Source organism: Actinomadura sp. 21ATH, assembly GCF_041951345.1.
GTDB lineage: Bacteria > Actinomycetota > Actinomycetes > Streptosporangiales > Streptosporangiaceae > Spirillospora.
In genome coordinates this window covers 1,107,355-1,125,415 of record NZ_JBGNUR010000002.1, presented here as the reverse complement: position 1 = coordinate 1,125,415, position 18,061 = coordinate 1,107,355, and the positions used below count along the sequence as shown (strand labels likewise).

General features: G+C 72.7%; 16 protein-coding genes. 4 read left to right on the top strand and 12 right to left on the bottom strand.

Annotation, left to right across the window (positions count from 1 at the left end; genetic code table 11):
• Positions 1 to 6: 6 nt before the first annotated feature.
• The 4 genes from ACA361_RS11530 to ACA361_RS11515 form a co-directional block, all read right to left on the bottom strand.
• The gene (locus ACA361_RS11530; protein WP_375011850.1) at positions 7 to 1,230 is read right to left on the bottom strand and encodes a hypothetical protein; all 1,224 of its coding nucleotides are present in this window, start codon (positions 1,228 to 1,230) and stop codon (positions 7 to 9) included.
• Positions 1,220 to 2,410, bottom strand: a complete 1,191-nt coding sequence (locus ACA361_RS11525; RefSeq protein WP_375011849.1) for a hypothetical protein — start codon at positions 2,408 to 2,410, stop codon at positions 1,220 to 1,222. The genes ACA361_RS11530 and ACA361_RS11525 overlap by 11 nt, the downstream gene beginning before the upstream one ends.
• Positions 2,407 to 3,015, bottom strand: coding sequence for a hypothetical protein (locus tag ACA361_RS11520; RefSeq protein ID WP_375011848.1), 609 nt, complete (start codon positions 3,013 to 3,015; stop codon positions 2,407 to 2,409). The genes ACA361_RS11525 and ACA361_RS11520 overlap by 4 nt, the downstream gene beginning before the upstream one ends.
• Before the next feature lie 88 nt (positions 3,016 to 3,103).
• Positions 3,104 to 3,814 carry a GntR family transcriptional regulator gene (locus ACA361_RS11515; protein ID WP_375011847.1) on the bottom strand — a complete coding sequence of 237 codons (711 nt, stop codon included), beginning with the start codon at positions 3,812 to 3,814 and terminating at the stop codon, positions 3,104 to 3,106.
• A 193-nt stretch (positions 3,815 to 4,007) separates the two neighbouring features.
• Here ACA361_RS11515 and ACA361_RS11510 point away from each other — a divergent pair, with 193 nt between their 5' ends.
• From ACA361_RS11510 to ACA361_RS11500, 3 genes are all read left to right on the top strand, one after another.
• Positions 4,008 to 5,237: an NRAMP family divalent metal transporter gene (locus ACA361_RS11510; RefSeq protein ID WP_375011846.1), complete on the top strand. Its 1,230-nt coding sequence runs from the start codon at positions 4,008 to 4,010 to the stop codon at positions 5,235 to 5,237.
• A gap of 7 nt (positions 5,238 to 5,244) precedes the next feature.
• Positions 5,245 to 6,039, top strand: coding sequence for a putative hydro-lyase (locus ACA361_RS11505; RefSeq protein ID WP_375011845.1), 795 nt, complete (start codon positions 5,245 to 5,247; stop codon positions 6,037 to 6,039).
• Positions 6,040 to 6,134: 95 nt separating this feature from the next.
• Positions 6,135 to 7,628 (top strand): serine/threonine-protein kinase, encoded by a 1,494-nt coding sequence (locus ACA361_RS11500; protein WP_375011844.1) that lies wholly within the window; start codon positions 6,135 to 6,137, stop codon positions 7,626 to 7,628.
• Here ACA361_RS11500 and ACA361_RS11495 read toward each other — a convergent pair.
• The 4 genes from ACA361_RS11495 to ACA361_RS11480 all read right to left on the bottom strand — a co-directional run bounded on the left by ACA361_RS11495 (position 7,615) and on the right by ACA361_RS11480 (position 11,885).
• Positions 7,615 to 8,691, bottom strand: a complete 1,077-nt coding sequence (locus ACA361_RS11495) for an AAA family ATPase (RefSeq protein ID WP_375011843.1) — start codon at positions 8,689 to 8,691, stop codon at positions 7,615 to 7,617. The two genes, ACA361_RS11500 and ACA361_RS11495, sit on opposite strands and share 14 nt — an antisense overlap.
• Positions 8,688 to 9,329 carry a nicotinamide riboside transporter PnuC gene (gene pnuC, locus ACA361_RS11490; RefSeq protein ID WP_375011842.1) on the bottom strand — a complete coding sequence of 214 codons (642 nt, stop codon included), beginning with the start codon at positions 9,327 to 9,329 and terminating at the stop codon, positions 8,688 to 8,690. The genes ACA361_RS11495 and pnuC overlap by 4 nt, the downstream gene beginning before the upstream one ends.
• A 65-nt stretch (positions 9,330 to 9,394) precedes the next feature.
• On the bottom strand, positions 9,395 to 10,405 hold the full coding sequence (locus tag ACA361_RS11485; RefSeq protein WP_375011841.1) for a LacI family DNA-binding transcriptional regulator: 1,011 nt from the start codon (positions 10,403 to 10,405) through the stop codon (positions 9,395 to 9,397).
• 43 nt (positions 10,406 to 10,448) lie between these two features.
• Complete coding sequence (locus ACA361_RS11480; protein ID WP_375011840.1) at positions 10,449 to 11,885, bottom strand: GH1 family beta-glucosidase; 1,437 nt, start codon at positions 11,883 to 11,885, stop codon at positions 10,449 to 10,451.
• Between the two features lie 158 nt (positions 11,886 to 12,043).
• On the opposite strand from ACA361_RS11480, the gene ACA361_RS11475 reads away from it, so the two are divergent.
• A complete protein-coding gene (locus tag ACA361_RS11475) occupies positions 12,044 to 13,252 on the top strand; it encodes an RNA-guided endonuclease InsQ/TnpB family protein (protein WP_375011839.1) in 1,209 nt (402 codons plus the stop codon).
• Between the two features lie 38 nt (positions 13,253 to 13,290).
• On the opposite strand, the gene ACA361_RS11470 is transcribed toward ACA361_RS11475, so the two are convergent.
• From ACA361_RS11470 to ACA361_RS11455, 4 genes are all read right to left on the bottom strand, one after another.
• Positions 13,291 to 14,181, bottom strand: coding sequence for a carbohydrate ABC transporter permease (locus tag ACA361_RS11470; protein ID WP_375011838.1), 891 nt, complete (start codon positions 14,179 to 14,181; stop codon positions 13,291 to 13,293).
• Positions 14,178 to 15,158, bottom strand: coding sequence for a carbohydrate ABC transporter permease (locus tag ACA361_RS11465; protein ID WP_375011837.1), 981 nt, complete (start codon positions 15,156 to 15,158; stop codon positions 14,178 to 14,180). The genes ACA361_RS11470 and ACA361_RS11465 overlap by 4 nt, the downstream gene beginning before the upstream one ends.
• Before the next feature lie 133 nt (positions 15,159 to 15,291).
• A complete protein-coding gene (locus ACA361_RS11460) occupies positions 15,292 to 16,611 on the bottom strand; it encodes an ABC transporter substrate-binding protein (RefSeq protein WP_375011836.1) in 1,320 nt (439 codons plus the stop codon).
• A gap of 411 nt (positions 16,612 to 17,022) precedes the next feature.
• Positions 17,023 to 18,057: a LacI family DNA-binding transcriptional regulator gene (locus ACA361_RS11455; RefSeq protein WP_375011835.1), complete on the bottom strand. Its 1,035-nt coding sequence runs from the start codon at positions 18,055 to 18,057 to the stop codon at positions 17,023 to 17,025.
• Positions 18,058 to 18,061 lie beyond the last annotated feature (4 nt).

Sequence of the window (18,061 nt, the reverse complement as noted above, 5' to 3'; positions counted from 1 at the left end):
CGGCGGTCAGCGGTTCCGGTCGCCGCGCAGGACGCGCTGCACGAGGTCGTCGCGGAGCTGCCCGTAGCCCGTCTCGGCCCAGATGTCGTCCTCGGCCTCGAAGTACGGGACCGTGCGGCCGCCGGCGCGGGCGGCGAGGACCTCGGGCGTGCGGTGCGCGCGGACGGCCCTGGCGCAGGCGGCGCAGGTGCGCACGCGCAGCTTGTCGCGCTGCCCGAGCGGGCGCCAGTCGACGGCCGCCGCCGAGTCGCCGTGCAGCGGGTTGAAGAAGCACAGCGGGCTCGGCGGGACCTCCTTGCCGCCGCGCGCCACCGACCGCGCGGAGGCCAGCGCGTCGCGGCCGCGGTCGACGAGGACGAGCACTCCGGCCAGGTCGGGGACGCCGCGCGCGTCGTCGAGCACCTTTCCGGCCGCCTGGTAGGCGTCCAGGGCGCGGGTCATGGCGGCGTGCGCGGCGGGCCGCGAGGTGTCGACGTCCGTCGCGTCCAGCAGCTCGCCGAACGTCACGACCTCGTGCGCCGCCTGCTCGCGCAGGCCGTCCTCGTCGGCGCGGGCGGCGGTGGCCAGGACCGTGCGGGACAGCAGGAGCGGGTTGCCGGCGCGTTCCACCGCGGACACCCGGCGGCGGCGCCACACCAGCAGGCCCGCGGCGGCCGCGGCGGCCGCGAGGCCCGCGCCCGCCAGCGGCAGGACGGGCGGCCCGCCCTCCTCCGCCGCCTCCGGCCCGGCCGGGGTGGCGGACGCGCGGGGCCTGGAGCTCCTCAGGTGCGCGGTGGCCTTCGCGTACTCGGCCTCCCCGTTGCCCGCGGCGATCAGCTCGACGGCGCGCAGCAGCCGGTCGGCCAGCGTCGCGTCCTTCAGCTCGTCCAGGAAGAACGGCACCCGCGCGGCCGAGCGCGTGTTCTCCCGCGACTCCTCGGTGCCGCCCCACTGCCGGGCGGCCAGCTGCCCCTCGTAGTCGTCCAGCGTGAGGTACGCGCCGTCGCGGCGCAGCCGGTCGTGCACGACGGTGGCGAGCTGGTCCGGGTCGTCCCAGGTGCCGCCCTTCACCAGCGGGACGATCACGATGAAGATCGGGATCGGCGACCGGCGCATCCGGGCCAGCAGCTCCGACCGCTTGGCCGGCGGGACGGCCGAGGCGAGCGAGCGGTCGACGTAGATCGGCGACCGGCGCAGCGCGGCGGCGATCCGCTGTCCGGGGGAGGGGGCGAGGAGCGGTTCACGTGACACCGAGGGACTCCAGCACGTCCGAGGGGATGTCGGGCCGGCGGGATCCGAAGCCCCCGCGCTCCCAGCGGCCCGGCACGTCATGGTGGGGACGGCCGTCCGGCACCCGCAGCAGCCGCGGTTTCCACTGGCCGTTCGCGCAGCCGGCGCAGACGGGCCGCCTGTTCCGGCCGCCGAGCTTGCGCCGCGCCGTGGACGGGCCGTGCAGCGGGTTGACGTAGCAGGGCGGCGCCGGCCGGTCCTCGGTGAGCGCGGCCCGCCCCTGCCGGACCAGGACGATGACCCCGACCAGGTCGAGCGCGGCGTCCGCGCTCCCGCGGTCCGGGCGCGGGCCCAGCTCGTCGTACAGGATCCGGGCGGCGTCGTACGCGCGCAGCGAGTAGCTCCGGTCGGGGAGGAGCTCCTGGGAGAAGGCCGCCAGCTCCTTGCCGGCCTGGGCGTGCAGCCGGCGTACGGAGGGCTTGGCGCTCGCGCGGCTCCGGAACGCGCGCGGCGCGCGGGCGGCCAGCAGGTACGCCCCGTACAGCAGCAGCGTCAGCAGCGGGCCCAGGACCAGCAGGCCGGTGAGGAGCGGCCCCCAGAAGGCGGCCTCCAGCGGCGGGCGGACGTCCTCCTGGCCGATCGGCGGCACGCTCGGCGGCGGGTAGGGGCTGGCGGGCGGGCCCGCCGGGGAGCTCTCGACGATCGCGAGCAGCCGGTCCACCCGCGCCGCGAGGTCGGCGAACGGCCGCTCGCGGTCGGTGCCGTCGCGCACGGACCGCGGGAGCAGGTCGTAGTCGGAGATCCGCCGCCGGGGGACGCCGAACCCCTCGGTCTCCAGTCCGGCGCGGGTGTCGGCGAGGACGTAGAGGCCGTCGCGCCCGATCCGCTCGCGCAGCCCGAACATCAGGGTCTCGGCCCGCCCGTACGACTCCGACTCCATGCCGTTGGGGATGACGGCGACGTAGACGGGGAGGCCGAGGGCCCCGGACGTCCGCCTGATCGCGGCCTTGATCCGCGACCGGTCGGCCCGGCCGAGCCCGTCGGCGAGGTCCATGTCGACGTACAGCGGGTCCTTGGCCAGCGCGGCCGCGACCCGGTCCAGGCGGTCCGGCGGCGCGGCGGCGTGCGCGGCCGCCGGGGCGAGGGCCGGGGCGGCGGCGAGCGCGGCGGCGAGCGCGAGGAGCGCGGTGAGGATCCTCATCGGCGAGCCTTCCGCCGCCACACGGCCAGTGCGGCGGCCGCGGCGAGCGCGCCGGCCGCGGTGCCGCCGGCCATCGCGAGCATCTCCTTGCGGTCGCGCTCGGCGGACCGGTCGCGGTACGGCGGCGCCGGCGGCCGCGAGCGCCGCTGCTCGATGCGCTTCGCGACGTCAGGGGCGGTCAGGATCTCGACGAACCGTTCCACGTGCGCGACCACGCCCGCGTCGTAGGGCAGCTCCAGCCGGGCGGTCAGCCAGGCGCGCCCGGCCGGCAGCGAGCCGCCGTACTGGCGGGCCTCGCCGCTGCCGCGGTGGTCGGTGACGATGTAGAGGCCGTCCTTGCGCAGCCGGTCGTGCAGCAGCGGGATCAGCGTGTCCCGGTCGGGGATCGTGGAGATCGGCAGCGGCCCGGGGCCGACCACGACGTACGCGGGCACGTTCAGCCGCGCGAGGTGCGCGCGGATCCGGGCCGCGGCGTCCGCCGGGATCTCGCGCGGGGCGTGGTCGGTGATCTGGATCGGGTCGCGGGCCAGGCGGCGGGCCAGCAGGTCGGCCCGGCCCGGCGGGTCGGGCGCCGCCGCGTGCGCCGCGGCCGGTCCCGGCGACACGGGCCCCAGCGAGACCGGTCCCAGCGAGGCCGATCCGAGCAAAAGGGACGTGACGCCAAAGAGTAGGAGCAACCGCACGCGGCGGAGTCTACAAGGCGCGCCGGTCCTCGTCCCGCCGGTACGCGGCGGTGAGCTGCGCCTCCGCGTCGTCGAAGTACGACAGCAGCTCGCGCTCCGCGGCCGCGGTCTCGCCGCGCGCCATCAGCTCGGTCAGCAGCCGGTTGCGCACCAGGTACGGCTCGTGGAACTCGCGCGGCGAGCCCATCTCGTGGAACACCAGCCGCAGCTCGGCGAGCAGGTTGCGCATCACCTCGTCCACCCGGGGGCTGCCGCACAGGGCGCCGATCGCCTGGTGGAAGCGGATGTCGGCGGTGCCCACCCCGGGCCAGTGGCCGGCCGCGGCGGCGCGCTCGCCCTCGGCGACGGCGGCGTCCAGCCGGTCCAGCGCACCGGGGCCGGCGGTCGCGGACTCGCGCACGCCGGCGCACTCCAGGATGCGCCGCACCCGGTAGAGGTCGGCGAGGTCGGCGGCGGTGAGCCGGCGGACGAACACGCCGCTGTTGAAGCGGTGCTCCAGCAGCCGCTCCTGGACCAGCAGCCGGAACGCCTCGCGCAGCGTGTTCCGCGAGACCCCGGCGGCCCGGCACAGCTCGGCCTCGGGCAGCCGCTCGCCGGGCTGCAGCAGCCCGTCGGTGATCTGCTCGCGCAGCAGCCCCGCGACGCGGGCGGCGGTGCTCGACCTGTCGAGGTCGCCGCGGGCCGCCTCGATCCGGCTGATCCAGGTCTCCTGCGCGGGCATCGACGTCCCTTCGGCTCGGGGGGAGGGGAAAGCGGGGCAACGAGGGCAACGAGGGCAACGAGGGCAACGAGGGCAACGAGGGAAACACGACCGTGACGCCAGCGTATCGCTGAATTCATCAACTTGGGGATTGCTGGATTGTTGAACAATCCTTACCCTACTGGAAACGCGTACCCTCCAGGGGAGACCGACCATGACCGAACACGTCACGCTCGACAAGGGCGGGACGCCGCCGTCGGCGCCACGCCGCGGCGCGCTCCTCGGCGCGATGTTCCTGATGGCGACCAGCGCCATCGGCCCGGGCTTCATCACCCAGACGACCGTCTTCACCGCCCAGCTCGGTGCCGCGATGGCGTTCGCCATCCTGGTGTCGGTCCTGGTCGACATCGCGATCCAGCTGAACGTGTGGCGGGTGATCGGCGTCGCCGGCCGCCGCGCCCAGGACCTGGGCAACAGCGTGCTGCCCGGGGCCGGCTACGCGCTGGCCGCCCTGGACGTCTTCGGCGGGATCATCTTCAACATCGGCAACATCGCCGGCACCGCGCTCGGCCTCAACGCCCTGCTCGGCCTGGACGTCAAGATCGGTGGAACGATCTCCGCCCTGATCGCCATCGGGATCTTCCTGAGCAAGCGGGCCGGCGTGGCGATGGACCGGATCGTGGTCGTCCTCGGCTTCCTCATGATCGTGATGACCCTGTACGTGGCGATCGTCTCCTCGCCGCCCATCGGCGACGCGCTCGTCCAGACGGTGGCGCCCGAGGAGGTGAGGTTCCTGGTCATCACCACCCTCATCGGCGGCACGGTCGGCGGCTACATCACCTACGCCGGCGCCCACCGCATGATCGAGTCGGGGCTGACCGGCCCCGAGAACGTCAAGGGCATCACCCGCAGCTCGATCACCGGCATCCTGGTCACCGCCCTGATGCGCGGCCTGCTCTTCCTGGCCGTCCTCGGCGTGGTGGCCGGCGGCGCCAAGCTGGCCGCCGAGAACCCCGCGCCCTCCGCGTTCGAGCACGCCGCCGGCGAGGCCGGCCTGCGGATCTTCGGCCTGATCATGTGGTCGGCCGCGATCACCTCGGTGATCGGCGCCTCCTACACCTCGGTGTCGTTCCTGGTGTCGTTCCACTCCTGGATCGAGCGCAACCGCAACTGGCTGGTGGTCGCGTTCATCGCCCTCTCCACCGCCCTCTACCTGTCGCTCGGCACCACGCCGGTCGACCTGCTGATCCTCGCCGGCGCCCTGAACGGGCTGATCCTCCCGTTCGGCCTCGGCCTCCTGATGTGGATCGCGGCCCGCCGCCGCGACCTGCTCGGCGGCTACCGGTACCCGGCCTGGCTGCTGGTGCTGGGCGCCGCCGCCTGGGTACTGACCCTGTACCTGGGCTGGAACTCCCTGACCGGGATCGCCGATCTCTGGAACTGAGGTGACCATGGCCGAACGGCCGATCGACCCGGCCGGCCTCACCCCGGAACAGGCCAGGGCCCTGTTCCGGGCGGGCCTCCGGGTGCCCACCGCGGGCTGGTGCGCCGGGAGCACGCAGGCCAACCTGATCGCGGTGCCCCGCGAGCACGCGTACGACTTCCTGCTCTTCGCCCAGCGCAACCCCAAGCCCTGCCCCGTCCTGGACGTGACCGAGCCGGGGGAGACCTCCGCCGGCCTGTTCGGCGGCGACCTCCGCACCGACCTGCCGGGCTACGTCGTGTACGAGCACGGCGAGCCCGTCGCCGAGGTGACCGACGCCACCGAGTACTGGCGCGACGATCTGGTCGCGTTCCTCATCGGGTGCAGCTTCACCTTCGAGGCGGCCCTCCAGGAGGCGGGCGTCCCGGTCCGGCACATCGAGCAGGACCGCAACGTCCCGATGTACCGGACGGGCCGCGCCTGCCGCCGGGCCGGCGAGATCGGCGGCCCGCTGGTCGTCTCGATGCGCCCGGTCCCGGCCGAGCAGGTCGCCGACGCCGTCCGCGTGACCTCCCGCTACCCGGCCGTCCACGGCGCGCCCGTCCACATCGGAGATCCCGCCGAGCTGGGCATCGCCGACCTGGACGCCCCCGACTTCGGCGAGCCGGTCGACGTCCGCATGGGGGAGATCCCCGTCTTCTGGGCGTGCGGCGTCACCCCGCAGGCCGCCGTGATGGCGTCCCGCCCGAAGTTCGCCATCGGCCACGCCCCCGGCCACATGGCCATCACGGACGCGCGGGACTCCGACTACCTCGTCCCCTGATCGCGGGCGGCCGGCCGCGGTTCTGTGGTGATATTGGAGGGCTGATCGTTTGCCGTCCCGTGACGGCGGCTGACCACGGGACGACGGGAGCGCCCATGGACCCCCTCCGGCCCAACGACCCGCGCATGATCGGCCGGTACACCCTGACCGGCCGGCTCGGCGCCGGCGGCATGGGGCAGGTGTACCACGGCCATTCGCCGGGCGGCCGGCCCGTCGCGGTGAAGCTGATCCGCGCCGAGTACGGCGCGGACGCCGAGTTCCGGCGCCGGTTCGCCCGCGAGGTCGAGGCGGCCAAGCGGGTCGGCGGCTTCTACACCGCCCAGGTCGTCGACGCCGACCCGGAGGCCGAGACGCCCTGGCTGGTCACCGCCTACGTGCCCGGGCCCTCGCTGGCGGACGCGGTCAACGAGCGGGGGCCGCTCCCGCCGGATGCCGTCCGCACCTTGGGAGCGGCCCTGGTCGAGGGGCTCATCGCCGTCCACGACTGCAACCTCGTCCACCGCGACCTCAAGCCCGGCAACGTCATCATGGGCCCGGACGGCCCGCGCCTGATCGACTTCGGCATCGCCCGCGCCCTGGACGCCACCTCCACCACCGTGACCGGGGGCGTGGTGGGGACGCCCGCGTACATGTCGCCCGAGCAGGCCCGCGGCGACGCCGCCGGGCCGCTGTCGGACGTCTTCTCGCTCGGCTCGGTGCTGGCCTTCGCCGCCACCGGCGCCGCCCCGTTCGGGCACGGCTCGGTGGCCTCGATCGTCTACCGCGTCGTCCACGGCGAGCCCGATCTCGGCGCCGTCCCGGCGGAACTGCGCCCGCTGATCGCCCGCTGCCTGGAGAAGAACCCCGCCGGCCGCCTGGGCACCCACGAACTGCTCGCCATGCTCGCCCCGCGGCCCGACCACAGGTTCCCGGTGGCGGTCCCGCCGCGGGAGGACGGCCCCGGGCACGCCGCCACCCGCCCGCTGCGCGCCGCCCCGGCCCCGCCGACCGAGCCTCCGGAGCAGCCCGGACCCGAACCCGCGGGGGACTCCAGCACGTGGAAGACCTCCAGAAGGAACGAGATCTTCCACGTGGACACCCTGATGGTCCTGGGGGTGGTCTGGGCGATCCCCGCGGGCACGGCGGCGCTGGCCGTCGCGGGCTGGTCCCCGCCGATCTGGCTGTGGGTGATCGCGGCCCTACTGTTCATCCTGGGCGCGGTCGTGCTGCTGGCCTTCGCGGCCGTGGACGAGCGGCTGGTCATCGACCACCACGGCATCGCCCGCCGGGTAGGGACCAGGAAAACCTCTCTCGCCTGGGACGAGATCGAGCGGCTCGCCTTCCGCGACCACCGGCCCGGGAAGCCGCGCTGGCGATCGCGGGACTACCTCGCGGCGGTACCGAAGGAGGCCACGCCGCTGCCGCAGGACAAGAGCAGGAAGGACCTGCGGTGGCGGTCGTCCGCGGGCGACTACCGACTGGTCGACATGTCGATCGTGAAGGGGCGGCCGTACCACGAGATCGCCGAGGCGGTGGCCCGCTTTAGCTCTGGCCGGCTGATCGTGGAGGTCCCCCGCCGGCCGCAGGATCCGGGGATCAAGGCGGGGTGAGCGGGGCGGCGAAGGACCACCCCTTCTCCAGCAGGGCCTCGACGGCCCCGGCGGCCGCGGCCAGGCGCGCCTCGTGCGGCCCGGTCACGGTGACGTGGGGGAGGCCGCGACGCTCCAGCTCCTCGCGGAAGCGGCCGTGCATCCAGTGCCGGACCGGCTCGCCGTCGCGCCAGCCGTCCTGGTCGAACGGGACGCCCGCCGGGTCGGTGAGGATCCACAGGTGGTGCCGCCCGGTATGGAGCGGGAACGTCTCGGGGGCCGGCTCGCCCAGGTAGCGCTCGTACCAGAGCGCGGTGGCGAACGCGTCGGTGTCGCAGACCAGCACGGGCGAGCCCGCGCGGGCGGCCGCCTCCTCCAGGGCCAGCTGGCGCTCGGCGATCAGCGCGAAGTCGCGGGGCTCCCAGACGAGGCCGTCCAGCCAGAGGGACGGGTCGTTCGCGGCCCGCCGGGCGGCGGCGAGCTTCTCCTCGGTGTACGTGCGGCCGTACTCGGGGACGTACCGCGTCTCCGGCCAGCGCCGGGCGAAGTGCTCCGCGAGGGCCCTGGCCAGCGTCGTCGTCCCGGTGGACTCGGCGCCGACCAGGACGATCCGGCGGGCGAGGTGGCCCCGCACCGGGGGCGCCAGCCACTTCCAGGCGGCGGCCGGGTCGGCGCGCACGGCGGTGCCGCTGACGGGGAAGCGCTCGCGCGGCGGGTCCACCGGGACGTGCACGGCCCCGAAGCGGCGGGCCAGCTCGGGGCCGTACGCCTCGGAGGAGAAGACCGCGTCGACGGGGCCCGACGTCTCCGGGAGCCCGGACCGGAACGCCGCGACATGGGCCGCCCAGGCGTCCTCGGAGCCGTAGTCGATCTCATGGTCGTCCACCACCGGGACGATCTCCACGTGCGCCTGCGGATGGCACTCGCGGAGCCAGGCGGCGCGCAGGGCGAGCGGGACGCTCTCGACCGTGGACCCGGCGACGATCACCGTGACCCGGTCGCAGGCCGCCGCCGCGGTGTCGACGAGGTGGTGGTGGCCGGCGTGCGGGGGATAGAACTTGCCGGTCACGAGCCCGTGCCTCATGCGGGCACCGGGGCGGCCTGGGCGCGCAGGTCCTTGCGCCAGGCGTTCAGGCCGAGGACGCAGAGCGTCAGGAAGATGATGTACAGGGCGCTGGTCAGCTTGAGGTCCTTGTAGAAGTAGAGCGGGATGTAGACCAGGTCGGCGGTGATCCAGATCCACCACGACTCCAGCAGCTTGCGCGACTGCCCGTAGATCGCCATGAGCGACAGTGCGGTCGTCAGCGCGTCCCAGAACGGGACGGTCGAGTCGGTCCGGGTGGCCAGCAGCCAGGTCAGCGCCGCGGTGGTGGCGGCGCCCGCCGCGACCAGGGCCGTCCAGGTCGTCCGGCTCGTCCGGGTGACGGGGAGGTCGTCGCGGCCCTCGCCCCCGTACAGCCAGACCCACCAGCCGTACGCCTGGAGCCCGATGTAGACGATCTGCAGGCCGGCGTCGGCGTACAGCCCGCCGTCGAGGAAGACCAGCCCCAGCAGGATCACGTTGGCGATGCCGATCGGCCAGTTGAGGATGTTCTGCCGGACGACGAGCCACACGTTCACGCCGCCGGTGACGAAGCCGAGCAGCTCGGCCCACGTGGTGGGGACCGTTCCGAGGTGGAACGCGGGCTGGAGCAGCGGGCCGAGCAGATCATGCAGCGTCATCGACGCCTCCGGGGGAGACCGAGGGGGAACCATTAATCGTCAGAGAGACGATAACACCCCGCGGATCAGGCGCTCTCCCGGACCACCAGGTGAGGCTGGAGGATGACGACCGGGTCGGGGACGGACTCGCCCTGGATGCGGGAGATCAGCAGGCGGGCCATCTGCCGGCCCATCTCCTCCACCGACTGGTGGACGGTCGTCAGCGGCGGATCGGCGACCGGGGCGCTCGCCGAGTCCTCGAAGCCGATCACCGCCACGTCCTCCGGGATGCGGCGGCCGCGCTTCTTCAGGACGCGCATCGCGCCGAGCGCCATCGGGTCGTCGGCGGCGAAGAGCGCGTCCATGTCCGGCTCGCGGTCCAGCAGCTCCTGGGCCGCCTCGACCCCGCTGGCCTCGCTGAAGTCGCCGTACACCACCAGCTCGGGCAGCCCGGCCGCGGCCAGCGCCTCCCGGTAGCCGGTGAGGCGGTCGACGCCCACGCCCATGTCCTGCGGGCCGGCGATCGTGGCGATCCGCCGCCGGCCCTGGCCCAGCAGGTGCTCGACCGCCTGCCGGGCGCCGTCGCGGTTGTCGACGTCGACGTACGAGACCGGCGTGAGCCCGACCGGGCGGCCGCCGAGCACCGTCGGAACGCCGCCCGCCTCCAGCTTGGCCGGCAGCGGGTCGTCGCCGTGCAGCGACGTCAGCAGCACCCCGTCCACGTGCTGCCCGGTCAGGTAGCTCTCCAGCCGCGCGTACTCCTCCGGGGACTGGGCCAGGGCGAGCAGCAGCTGGAGCCCGGTGTCGCTCAGCTCCGAGCTGATCCCGCGGATGATGCCCGCGAAGAACGGCTCGTCGAACACCCGCTGCTCCGACTCGGCCACCACCAGCGCCACCGTGTCGGTACGCCGGGTCACCAGCGTCCGCGCGGCCCGGTTAGGAACGTACCCCAGCTCCTCGATCGCCCGCAGCACGGCCTCGCGGGACTCCCGGCTCACCCGCGGGGAGCCGTTGATCACCCGCGAGACCGTGCCCCGCCCGACGCCCGCGCGGGCCGCCACCTCTTCGAGGGTGGGACGCTCCGCCGAGCGCCTCACCTGCGTCGCCTCTTCATCCGGCCCCTTCTCCACCCCGCGACGTTCAGACGTGATCCGGCAGTCCGCCGCGCCGGATCACGCCCGCGTACCAGCGTGCGCTGTCCTTGGGCACCCGGCGCTGGGTCGCGTAGTCGACGTGCACCAGCCCGAACCGCTTCGAGTAGCCCCAGGACCACTCGAAATTATCCAGCAGCGACCAGGTGAAGTAGCCGCGAAGCGGGACACCCCCGGCGATGGCCTCGTGCGAGGCCCGCAGGTGCGCGTCGATGTACGCGATGCGGTCGGCGTCGTGGACGGTGTCCTCGCCGTTCAGGACCTCGTCGTAGCCCGCGCCGTTCTCGGTGATGTAGAGGTCGACCGGCGGGTAGTCGGTGTGGAGGCGGGTCAGCACCTCGTGCAGGCCGCTCTCGTCGATCTCCCAGCCCATCCCGGTGACCGGCCGGCCGCCGTCCACGAACCCGACGGACTCGCTGCCCACCCAGGGGGAGTGGGACGCGAACGGCGACGTCGCCGCCTGCCCGGCCGTGCCCGCCTCGCCCGTCACGGTGAACCGCGAGTAGTAGTTCACGCCGAGCTGGTCGAGCGGCTGGTTGATGACGGCCAGGTCGCCCGGCCGGACGGCCGCGTCGAAGCCCAGCTCCTCCAGGTCGGTCAGCACGTCGGCCGGGTACGAGCCGCGCAGCAGCGGGTCGAGGAAGAAGCGGTTCTGCATGCCGTCCACGCGGCGCGCCGCGTCCAGGTCGGCCGCCGAGTCGCTGGCCGGGCTGATCGCGTACAGGTTGACGGCCGCGCCCAGCCGGTGGTCCGGGTGGCGCTCGCGCATCCCCTGCACCGCCAGCCCGTGCCCCAGCATCAGGTGGTGGGCGGCGCGCAGCGCGGCGGGCCCCTCGCGGCGGCCGGGCGCGTGCTCGCCCGACGCGTACCCGAGGAACGCCGCGCACCACGGCTCGTTCACCGTCATCCACTGCCCGACCCGGTCGCCGAGCGCCTCGTGGACGAGCCCGGCGTACTCGGCGAACCGGTACGCGGTGTCGCGCTCCGGCCAGCCGCCCGCGTCCTCCAGGCCCTGCGGCAGGTCCCAGTGGTAGAGCGTCGGCCACGGCTCGATGCCCGCCTCCAGCAGCGCGTCCACCAGCCGCCGGTAGAAGTCGAGCCCGGCCTCGTTCGCCTTCCCGCTCCCGGACGGCTGCACCCGCGGCCACGAGATCGAGAACCGGTACGCCGTCAGCCCCAGTTCCGACATCAGCGCGACGTCGTCCCGGAACAGGTGGTAGTGGTCGACGGCGACGTCGCCGGTGTCGCCGCCGAGCACCTTGCCCGGCGTCCGGCAGAAGGTGTCCCAGATCGACGGCCCGCGCCCGTCCTCGGCCGCCGCCCCCTCGATCTGGTACGCGGCCGTCGCGGCCCCCCAGCGGAACCCGGCCGGGAACGCCAGCGCCGGCGCCGGCGGCGTGCTGCTGCTGTGCTGTACGGAGGTCACGCCGCCCTCCGGAGGATGCCGTGGTCGTCAGGCCGACGAGAAGACCGACCTTCTGGGAGGGCGTCTAGGCGCTCGGGCAGCCCGCAGCGTTCAGCTTGCATGGACCATTCCTTTCGGAAACGCTTATTGATCACAGGGTGGTGTGGCAGCCTTCGAACATGCGTACGGCTTACAAGTGCCGGGCCTACCCGGCCCCCGAGCAGGCGGCGGTACTGAACCGCACGTTCGGGTGCGTGCGCATGGTGTGGAATCAGGTGCTGGCCTGGCGCACCGAGCGGTACCGGGCCGACAAGACCCGGACCTCCTACGCCGAATCGGACCGGTACCTGACGCGGTTGAAGAAGGCCGAGGACCTGGCGTTCTTGAACGAGGTGTCGTCGGTGCCGCTGCAGCAGGCGCTGCGGCACCAGTCCGCCGCGTTCGCCAACTTCTTCGCCGGGCGGGCCGGGCACCCCAGGTTCAAGTCCCGCGACGGACGCCGGTCGGCGTCCTGCACCCGCTCGGCGTTCCGGATGCGCGACGGAGAGTTGTTCCTGGCCAAGATGCCCGGCGCATTGCGGCTGGTGTGGTCCTGGCCCGGCGTCGACCTGACGACGCTCGATCCGACCTCGGTGACGGTGTCCCGCGACGCCGACGGCAGGTGGTACGTGTCGCTGGCCGTCGACACCGACGATCCCGTACCTCTTGCCCGTACCGGCGAGCGGGTGGGCGTGGATCTGGGGATCAAGGACTTCGCCGTCACCAGTGATGGGGAGAGGTTCGCCAACCCTCGGCATCTGCAGCGCAAGCAGCGCAATCTGGCCCGGTACCAGCGCCGCATGGCCCGCAAGTGCAAGGGCGGCGCGAACCGGAAGAAGGCCGCCCGCAAGGTCGCGGCCGCGCACGGCAAGGTCCGCCGCGCCCGGGAGGACTTCCTGCACAAGACCACCACGCGGCTGTGCCGCCGCTACGACGTGATCGTGATCGAGGACCTCAACGTCACGGGCATGGTCCGCAACCGCCGCCTGGCCACGCACATCAGCGACTGCGGCTGGGGCGCGTTCCGTACGATGCTGGAGTACAAGGCGGCGCGATGGGGCAGGCGGCTGGTGGTGATCGACCGCTGGTTCCCCTCCTCCAAGACCTGCTCGCACTGCGGGCACCTGCTGTCCCGCCTCGATCTGGGAACGCGGCACTGGACGTGCCCCGACTGCGGCACCCGGCACGACCGGGACGTCAACGCCGCCCAGAACATCCTGGCCGAAGGACTTTCGGTGCCGGCCTGTGGAGCTGACGTCAGACGGACCGGGAAACCCCGGCCGCGGTCGGCGGCGAAGCAGGAAACCCCCCGGAGCGATCCGGGCCGCACCCGCGGCAGGCGGCCTTAGACCGTCCGGGAATCCCCCTGCTCCAGCTGGGAGAGAAGTCAAGCCTTGATCGCACCTTCCATGATTCCGCCGATGATCTGGCGGCCGAACACGATGAACACCACGAGCAGCGGCAGGATCGCCACCGTCGTCCCGGCGAACATGAGCGTGTAGTCCTTGAAGTAGGCGTTGGCCAGGTTGTTGATCGACAACTGCACCGTGGGGTTGTCGGGGGTCAGCACCGCCAGCGGCCACATGTACTCGTTCCAGGTCTGCATGAACGTGAAGAGGCCGAGCACGCCCGCGGCCGGCCGCAGCGCCGGCAGCACGACCCGCCAGTAGATGCCGAACGTGGTGCAGCCGTCGACGCGGGCCGCCTCGATCAGCTCGTCCGGGACGGCCTGCGCCGCGTACTGCCGCATCATGAAGACGCCGAACCCGGTCACCAGGAACGGCACGATCACCGCCTGGAGCCGGTTCTGCCAGCCGATCTCCACCATGATCATGTAGAGCGGGATGATGCCCATCTGCACCGGGATCATCATCGTCGCGATGATCGTCAGCAGCAGCGCGTTCTTGCCGCGGAAGCGCAGCTTGGCGAACGCGAAGCCGGCCAGCGAGGCGAAGAAGACCGTCGAGACCGTGACGACCGACGAGGCGATCGCCGAGTTCAGCAGGCCCTGGGCGAAGTAGGCGTCCGGGTTGTCGAACAGCCGGCCCACGTTGTCGCCGATGTTGCCGCCGGGGAGCAGCGGCGGCGGCACGTCCGACACCGAGGCGTTGGTCCGGGTGGCCACCACGATCATCCAGTAGATCGGGAAGATCGACAGCACCAGCGCCACGACCAGCGTCAGGTACGTCAGCGGGCTGGCCTCCCAGAGCCCGCGCAGCCGGCCGGGCTGCCGGGCCTGCTTGCCGGTCCGGCCGCGCGCCGGGGTCACAAGCGTCATTTCGCGCCTCCCGTGCGCCGCACGAACAGGAAGTTGAGCAGGGAGAACACGATGATCAGCAGGAACAGCGCCCAGGCCACCGTCGCGCCGTAGCCGTAGCGGTCGTCGGTGAAGGCGTTGTCGAACATGTACATCGTGATCGTCTGGAACTGGTGCAGCGAGCCGCCGTCCATCTTGTTGCTGGTGCCGATGCCGAACAGCACCGGCTCGGTGAACAGCTGCAGCCCGCCGATCGTGGAGATGATGACGGTGAAGATGATCGTCGGCTGCAGCATCGGCACGGTGATCTGCCAGAACTGCCGCATCCGGGACGCGCCGTCGATCGCCGCCGCCTCGTACAGGTCCTTGGGGATCGCCTGCATCGCGGCCAGGTAGATCAGCGCGTTGTAGCCGATCCAGCGCCAGTTGACCATGGCCGCGACCGCGATCCAGGACCAGCCGCGGCTCGCCTGCCAGTCGATGTCGCCGGCGCCGACCAGCCCGAGCACCCAATTGATCATGCCGTAGTCGCGGTCGAACATCTGGGTGAACACGATCGCGACCGCGGCGGTCGAGGTGACCAGCGGGGCGACCATGCCGATGCGCCAGAACGTGCTGCCGCGCATCCGCCGGGCCAGCGTGTTGGCCAGGAACAGCGCGAGCAGCAGCTGCGGGACGGTCGCGACGACGAAGATCCCGATCGTGTTGACCGTGGCGTGCCAGAAGTCGGCGTCGGTCAGCAGGTACTCGAAGTTCTCCAGGCCGACGAACTCGCGCGTCCCCGAGGCCAGCCCCCAGTCGTGCAGCGACACCCACAGGGTGAACAGCAGCGGGAACAGCCCGAAGACGATGAAGACCAGGTAGAACGGCGAGATGAACAGGTAGGGCGAGGCCCGCAGGTCGAGCCGGGCGAGCCGGGCCCGCCACCCCGGCTTGCGGGGGCCGGGGGCCGGGGACGGCGCCGCGGCCCCGGTCTCGGGTCGGACGTCGATGGTCATGCGCCTCCTTCCGGAGGAGTGCGAGGAGTCAGCGGTGCGGGAGCGGCGAGGGGGAGGAGGGGGAGCAGGGGCCGTTCACCGGACCGCGGCGCGCTCGGGGTACGGCGAGCGCGCCGCGGCCGGGAAGCGGGCGTTACCTGGCGGCCTTCTTGGCCTCCTCGACCGCCTTCGTCCAGGCCTCCTCGGGCTTGACCTTGCCCTGGCCCACCGCGATCAGGACGTTCTCGACCGCGAGCCGGACGTCCTCGTTCTTCGGGCCGAGGTGCACCGGCTTCACCTGCGCGGCCATGTCACCGAAGATCTTGCCGACCGGAGCGTTGCTGAAGTACTCGCTCTTGGAGTCGCCCACCGCCGGGTCCTTGGCGGCCTGCGGCGACGACGGGAAGGTGTTCTTGTCCTTGTACGCACCGACCTGGCCCTGCGGCGAGGTCAGGAACTTGGCCAGCTCGGCGGCCTCCTTCTGGTGCTTGGACTGCTTGGGCACCGCCAGCCACGAGCCGCCCCAGTAGCCGCTGCCGCCGGGGACCGCGGCGACCTCCCACTTGCCCTTGCCGTAGTCGCCGGAGAACTCCTCGATGCCGCCGAGCATCCAGGACGGGCACGGCACGGCGGCGAAGGTGTCGCGCTTGAGCGCGGTCTGCCACGGCGGGGTGAAGATCGCCATGTCCGACGTCATCTTGTTCTGGGAGAACTTCAGCGAGGTGTCGAACGCCTGCTTCACCGCGGGGTTGGTGTCGAACACCAGGTTGTTGTTCTTGTCGAAGAAGCTGTAGCCGGGGCCCGCGCCGGCGTTCTGCAGCACGGTGGCGCGGAAGATCGCGGTCGGCCCGTCCAGCCACTTGGTGTCGGGCACCTTGCCCATGAAGTCCTGGCCGGTCTTCAGGAACGCGTCCCAGGTCGGCCAGAGCTTGGAGACCTCGTCGCGCTCGGTCGGCAGCCCGGCCTTCTTGAACAGGTCCTTGCGGTAGCACATGCCGAGCGGGCCGATGTCGGAGCCGAGCCCGATCAGCTGCTTGCCGTCCGGGGTGAGGCCCATCTGCCACTTCCACGGCAGGAAGTTGCCCTGGAGCTCGCGGCCGCCATGGTCGAAGAGGTTCACGAACTTGCCGGGCTGCTGCATGTAGACGGGCAGGATGCCCTCCTCCAGCGCGACCACGTCGCCGGCCCCGCTGTTGGTGGACATCCACTGCTGGATCCGCGGCTTGTAGTCGTCCAGGCTGGAGACCTTGCGCTGCTTGATCTTGATGTTCGGGTGGGACGCCTCGTACTGCTTGTAGAGCTGGTCGTAGCCGAACTCGCCGAAGATGTCGACGGTCAGCTCGATCGGCCCGGAGCCGCTCTCGCCGTCGTCGCCGCCGCAGGCGGCGAGTCCGGTGGCCGCGAGGACCCCGGCCAGCAGCGCGGCCACGGTCCGTGCTGCCGGCCTGCGGCCGCGTCGCTTGGTGACCCTCATTCCGACCCCTCTCAGGTCGTGCGGGTGGGTGGGGGGATGGCTCGGATGCCCGCACCGACCGGGGGGAGGGTGGCGGCCATCACTGATGTGGGAGCGCTCCCACGGATGAAAGACGGCCGGACATGTGATTGTCAATGGCCCGCAACACAACCGTTACCCGGCACCCGCGGACGGGCCATGGGCCATGTTGACAGACCGCGCGGCGGCCGCGAGGCTGGGGTGTGGGAGCGCTCCCAAGGTCTGGGTGTGGCACGGGGCGCTCCCGTCGTGGACCTGGCGGGCCGGGCCGTACCTCCCTCGCGCCGTGCCAGGTCGTTCCCGGGGGCCGGGAGCGGAGGGGCGCGGGCCGGCACCCGCGCCCCTCCGCCACATGCCCGTGCCCGGACCCGCGACCCGGGGCCGGGCGGCGGCTCATCCCTCGGCCGCGATCGACAGCGGCGGCGCCGCCGGCGCCGTCGAGCGGCGCACCACCAGCTCGGGCCGGTACAGCAGCTCGGTACTGGACGACCGGGTGCCGCCGATCTCCTCCAGCAGCGTGCTCACCGCCGCGAGCCCCATCTCCCGGACGGGCTGGCGCACGGTCGTGAGCGGCGGGTCCAGGTACGGCGTCATCAGCGAGTCGTCGAACCCCACCACCGACACGTCCTCGGGCACCCGCAGATGCCGCTGCCGCGCGCCCCGGATCACGCCGATCGCGAGGATGTCGCTGCCGCAGCAGATGGCGGTGCAGCCCCGGTCCAGCAGCTGCTGCGCCGCGGCCTGCCCGCCCTCCACCGTGAACACCGTGTTGGCGACCAGCTCGTCGACGTCCGTGGTCCCGAGGTGCTCGGCCATCCCGCGCCGGAACCCCTCGGTCTTGCGGATCGACGGCACGAACCGGCCCTGCCCCATCGCCAGCCCGATCCGCCGGTGGCCGAGAGAGGCCAGATGGGCCACCGCCATCTCCAGCGACGCGGTGTCGTCGTTGGAGATGTACGGCGCCTCGATGTCCGGCCGGTACCCGTTCACCAGCACGATCGGCAGCCCGCGGTCGATCAGCCGGACGTAGCGGGCGCGGTCGGAGCGCGAGTCGGCGTGCAGCCCGTTCACGAAGATGATCCCCGAGACGCCGCGCTCCAGCAGCAGCTCGGTGTAGTCGTCCTCGGTGATCCCGCCGGGGGACTGGGTGCACAGCACCGCCGTGTACCCCGCCAGCGCCAGCGCGTTCTCGATGACCTGCGCGAACGCCGGGAAGATCGGGTTGATCAGCTCCGGCACGATCAGCCCGATCAGCCCGGCCCGCTGCTGCCGCAGCCGCGCCGGCCGCTCGTACCCCAGCACGTCCAGCGCGCTGAGCACGGCCTGGCGGGTCGCGGCGGCCACGCCCGGCTTCCCGTTGAGCACGCGGCTCACTGTCGCCTCGCTGACTCCCGCATGGGCAGCGATGTCGGCCAGGCGCATCGTCATGGCC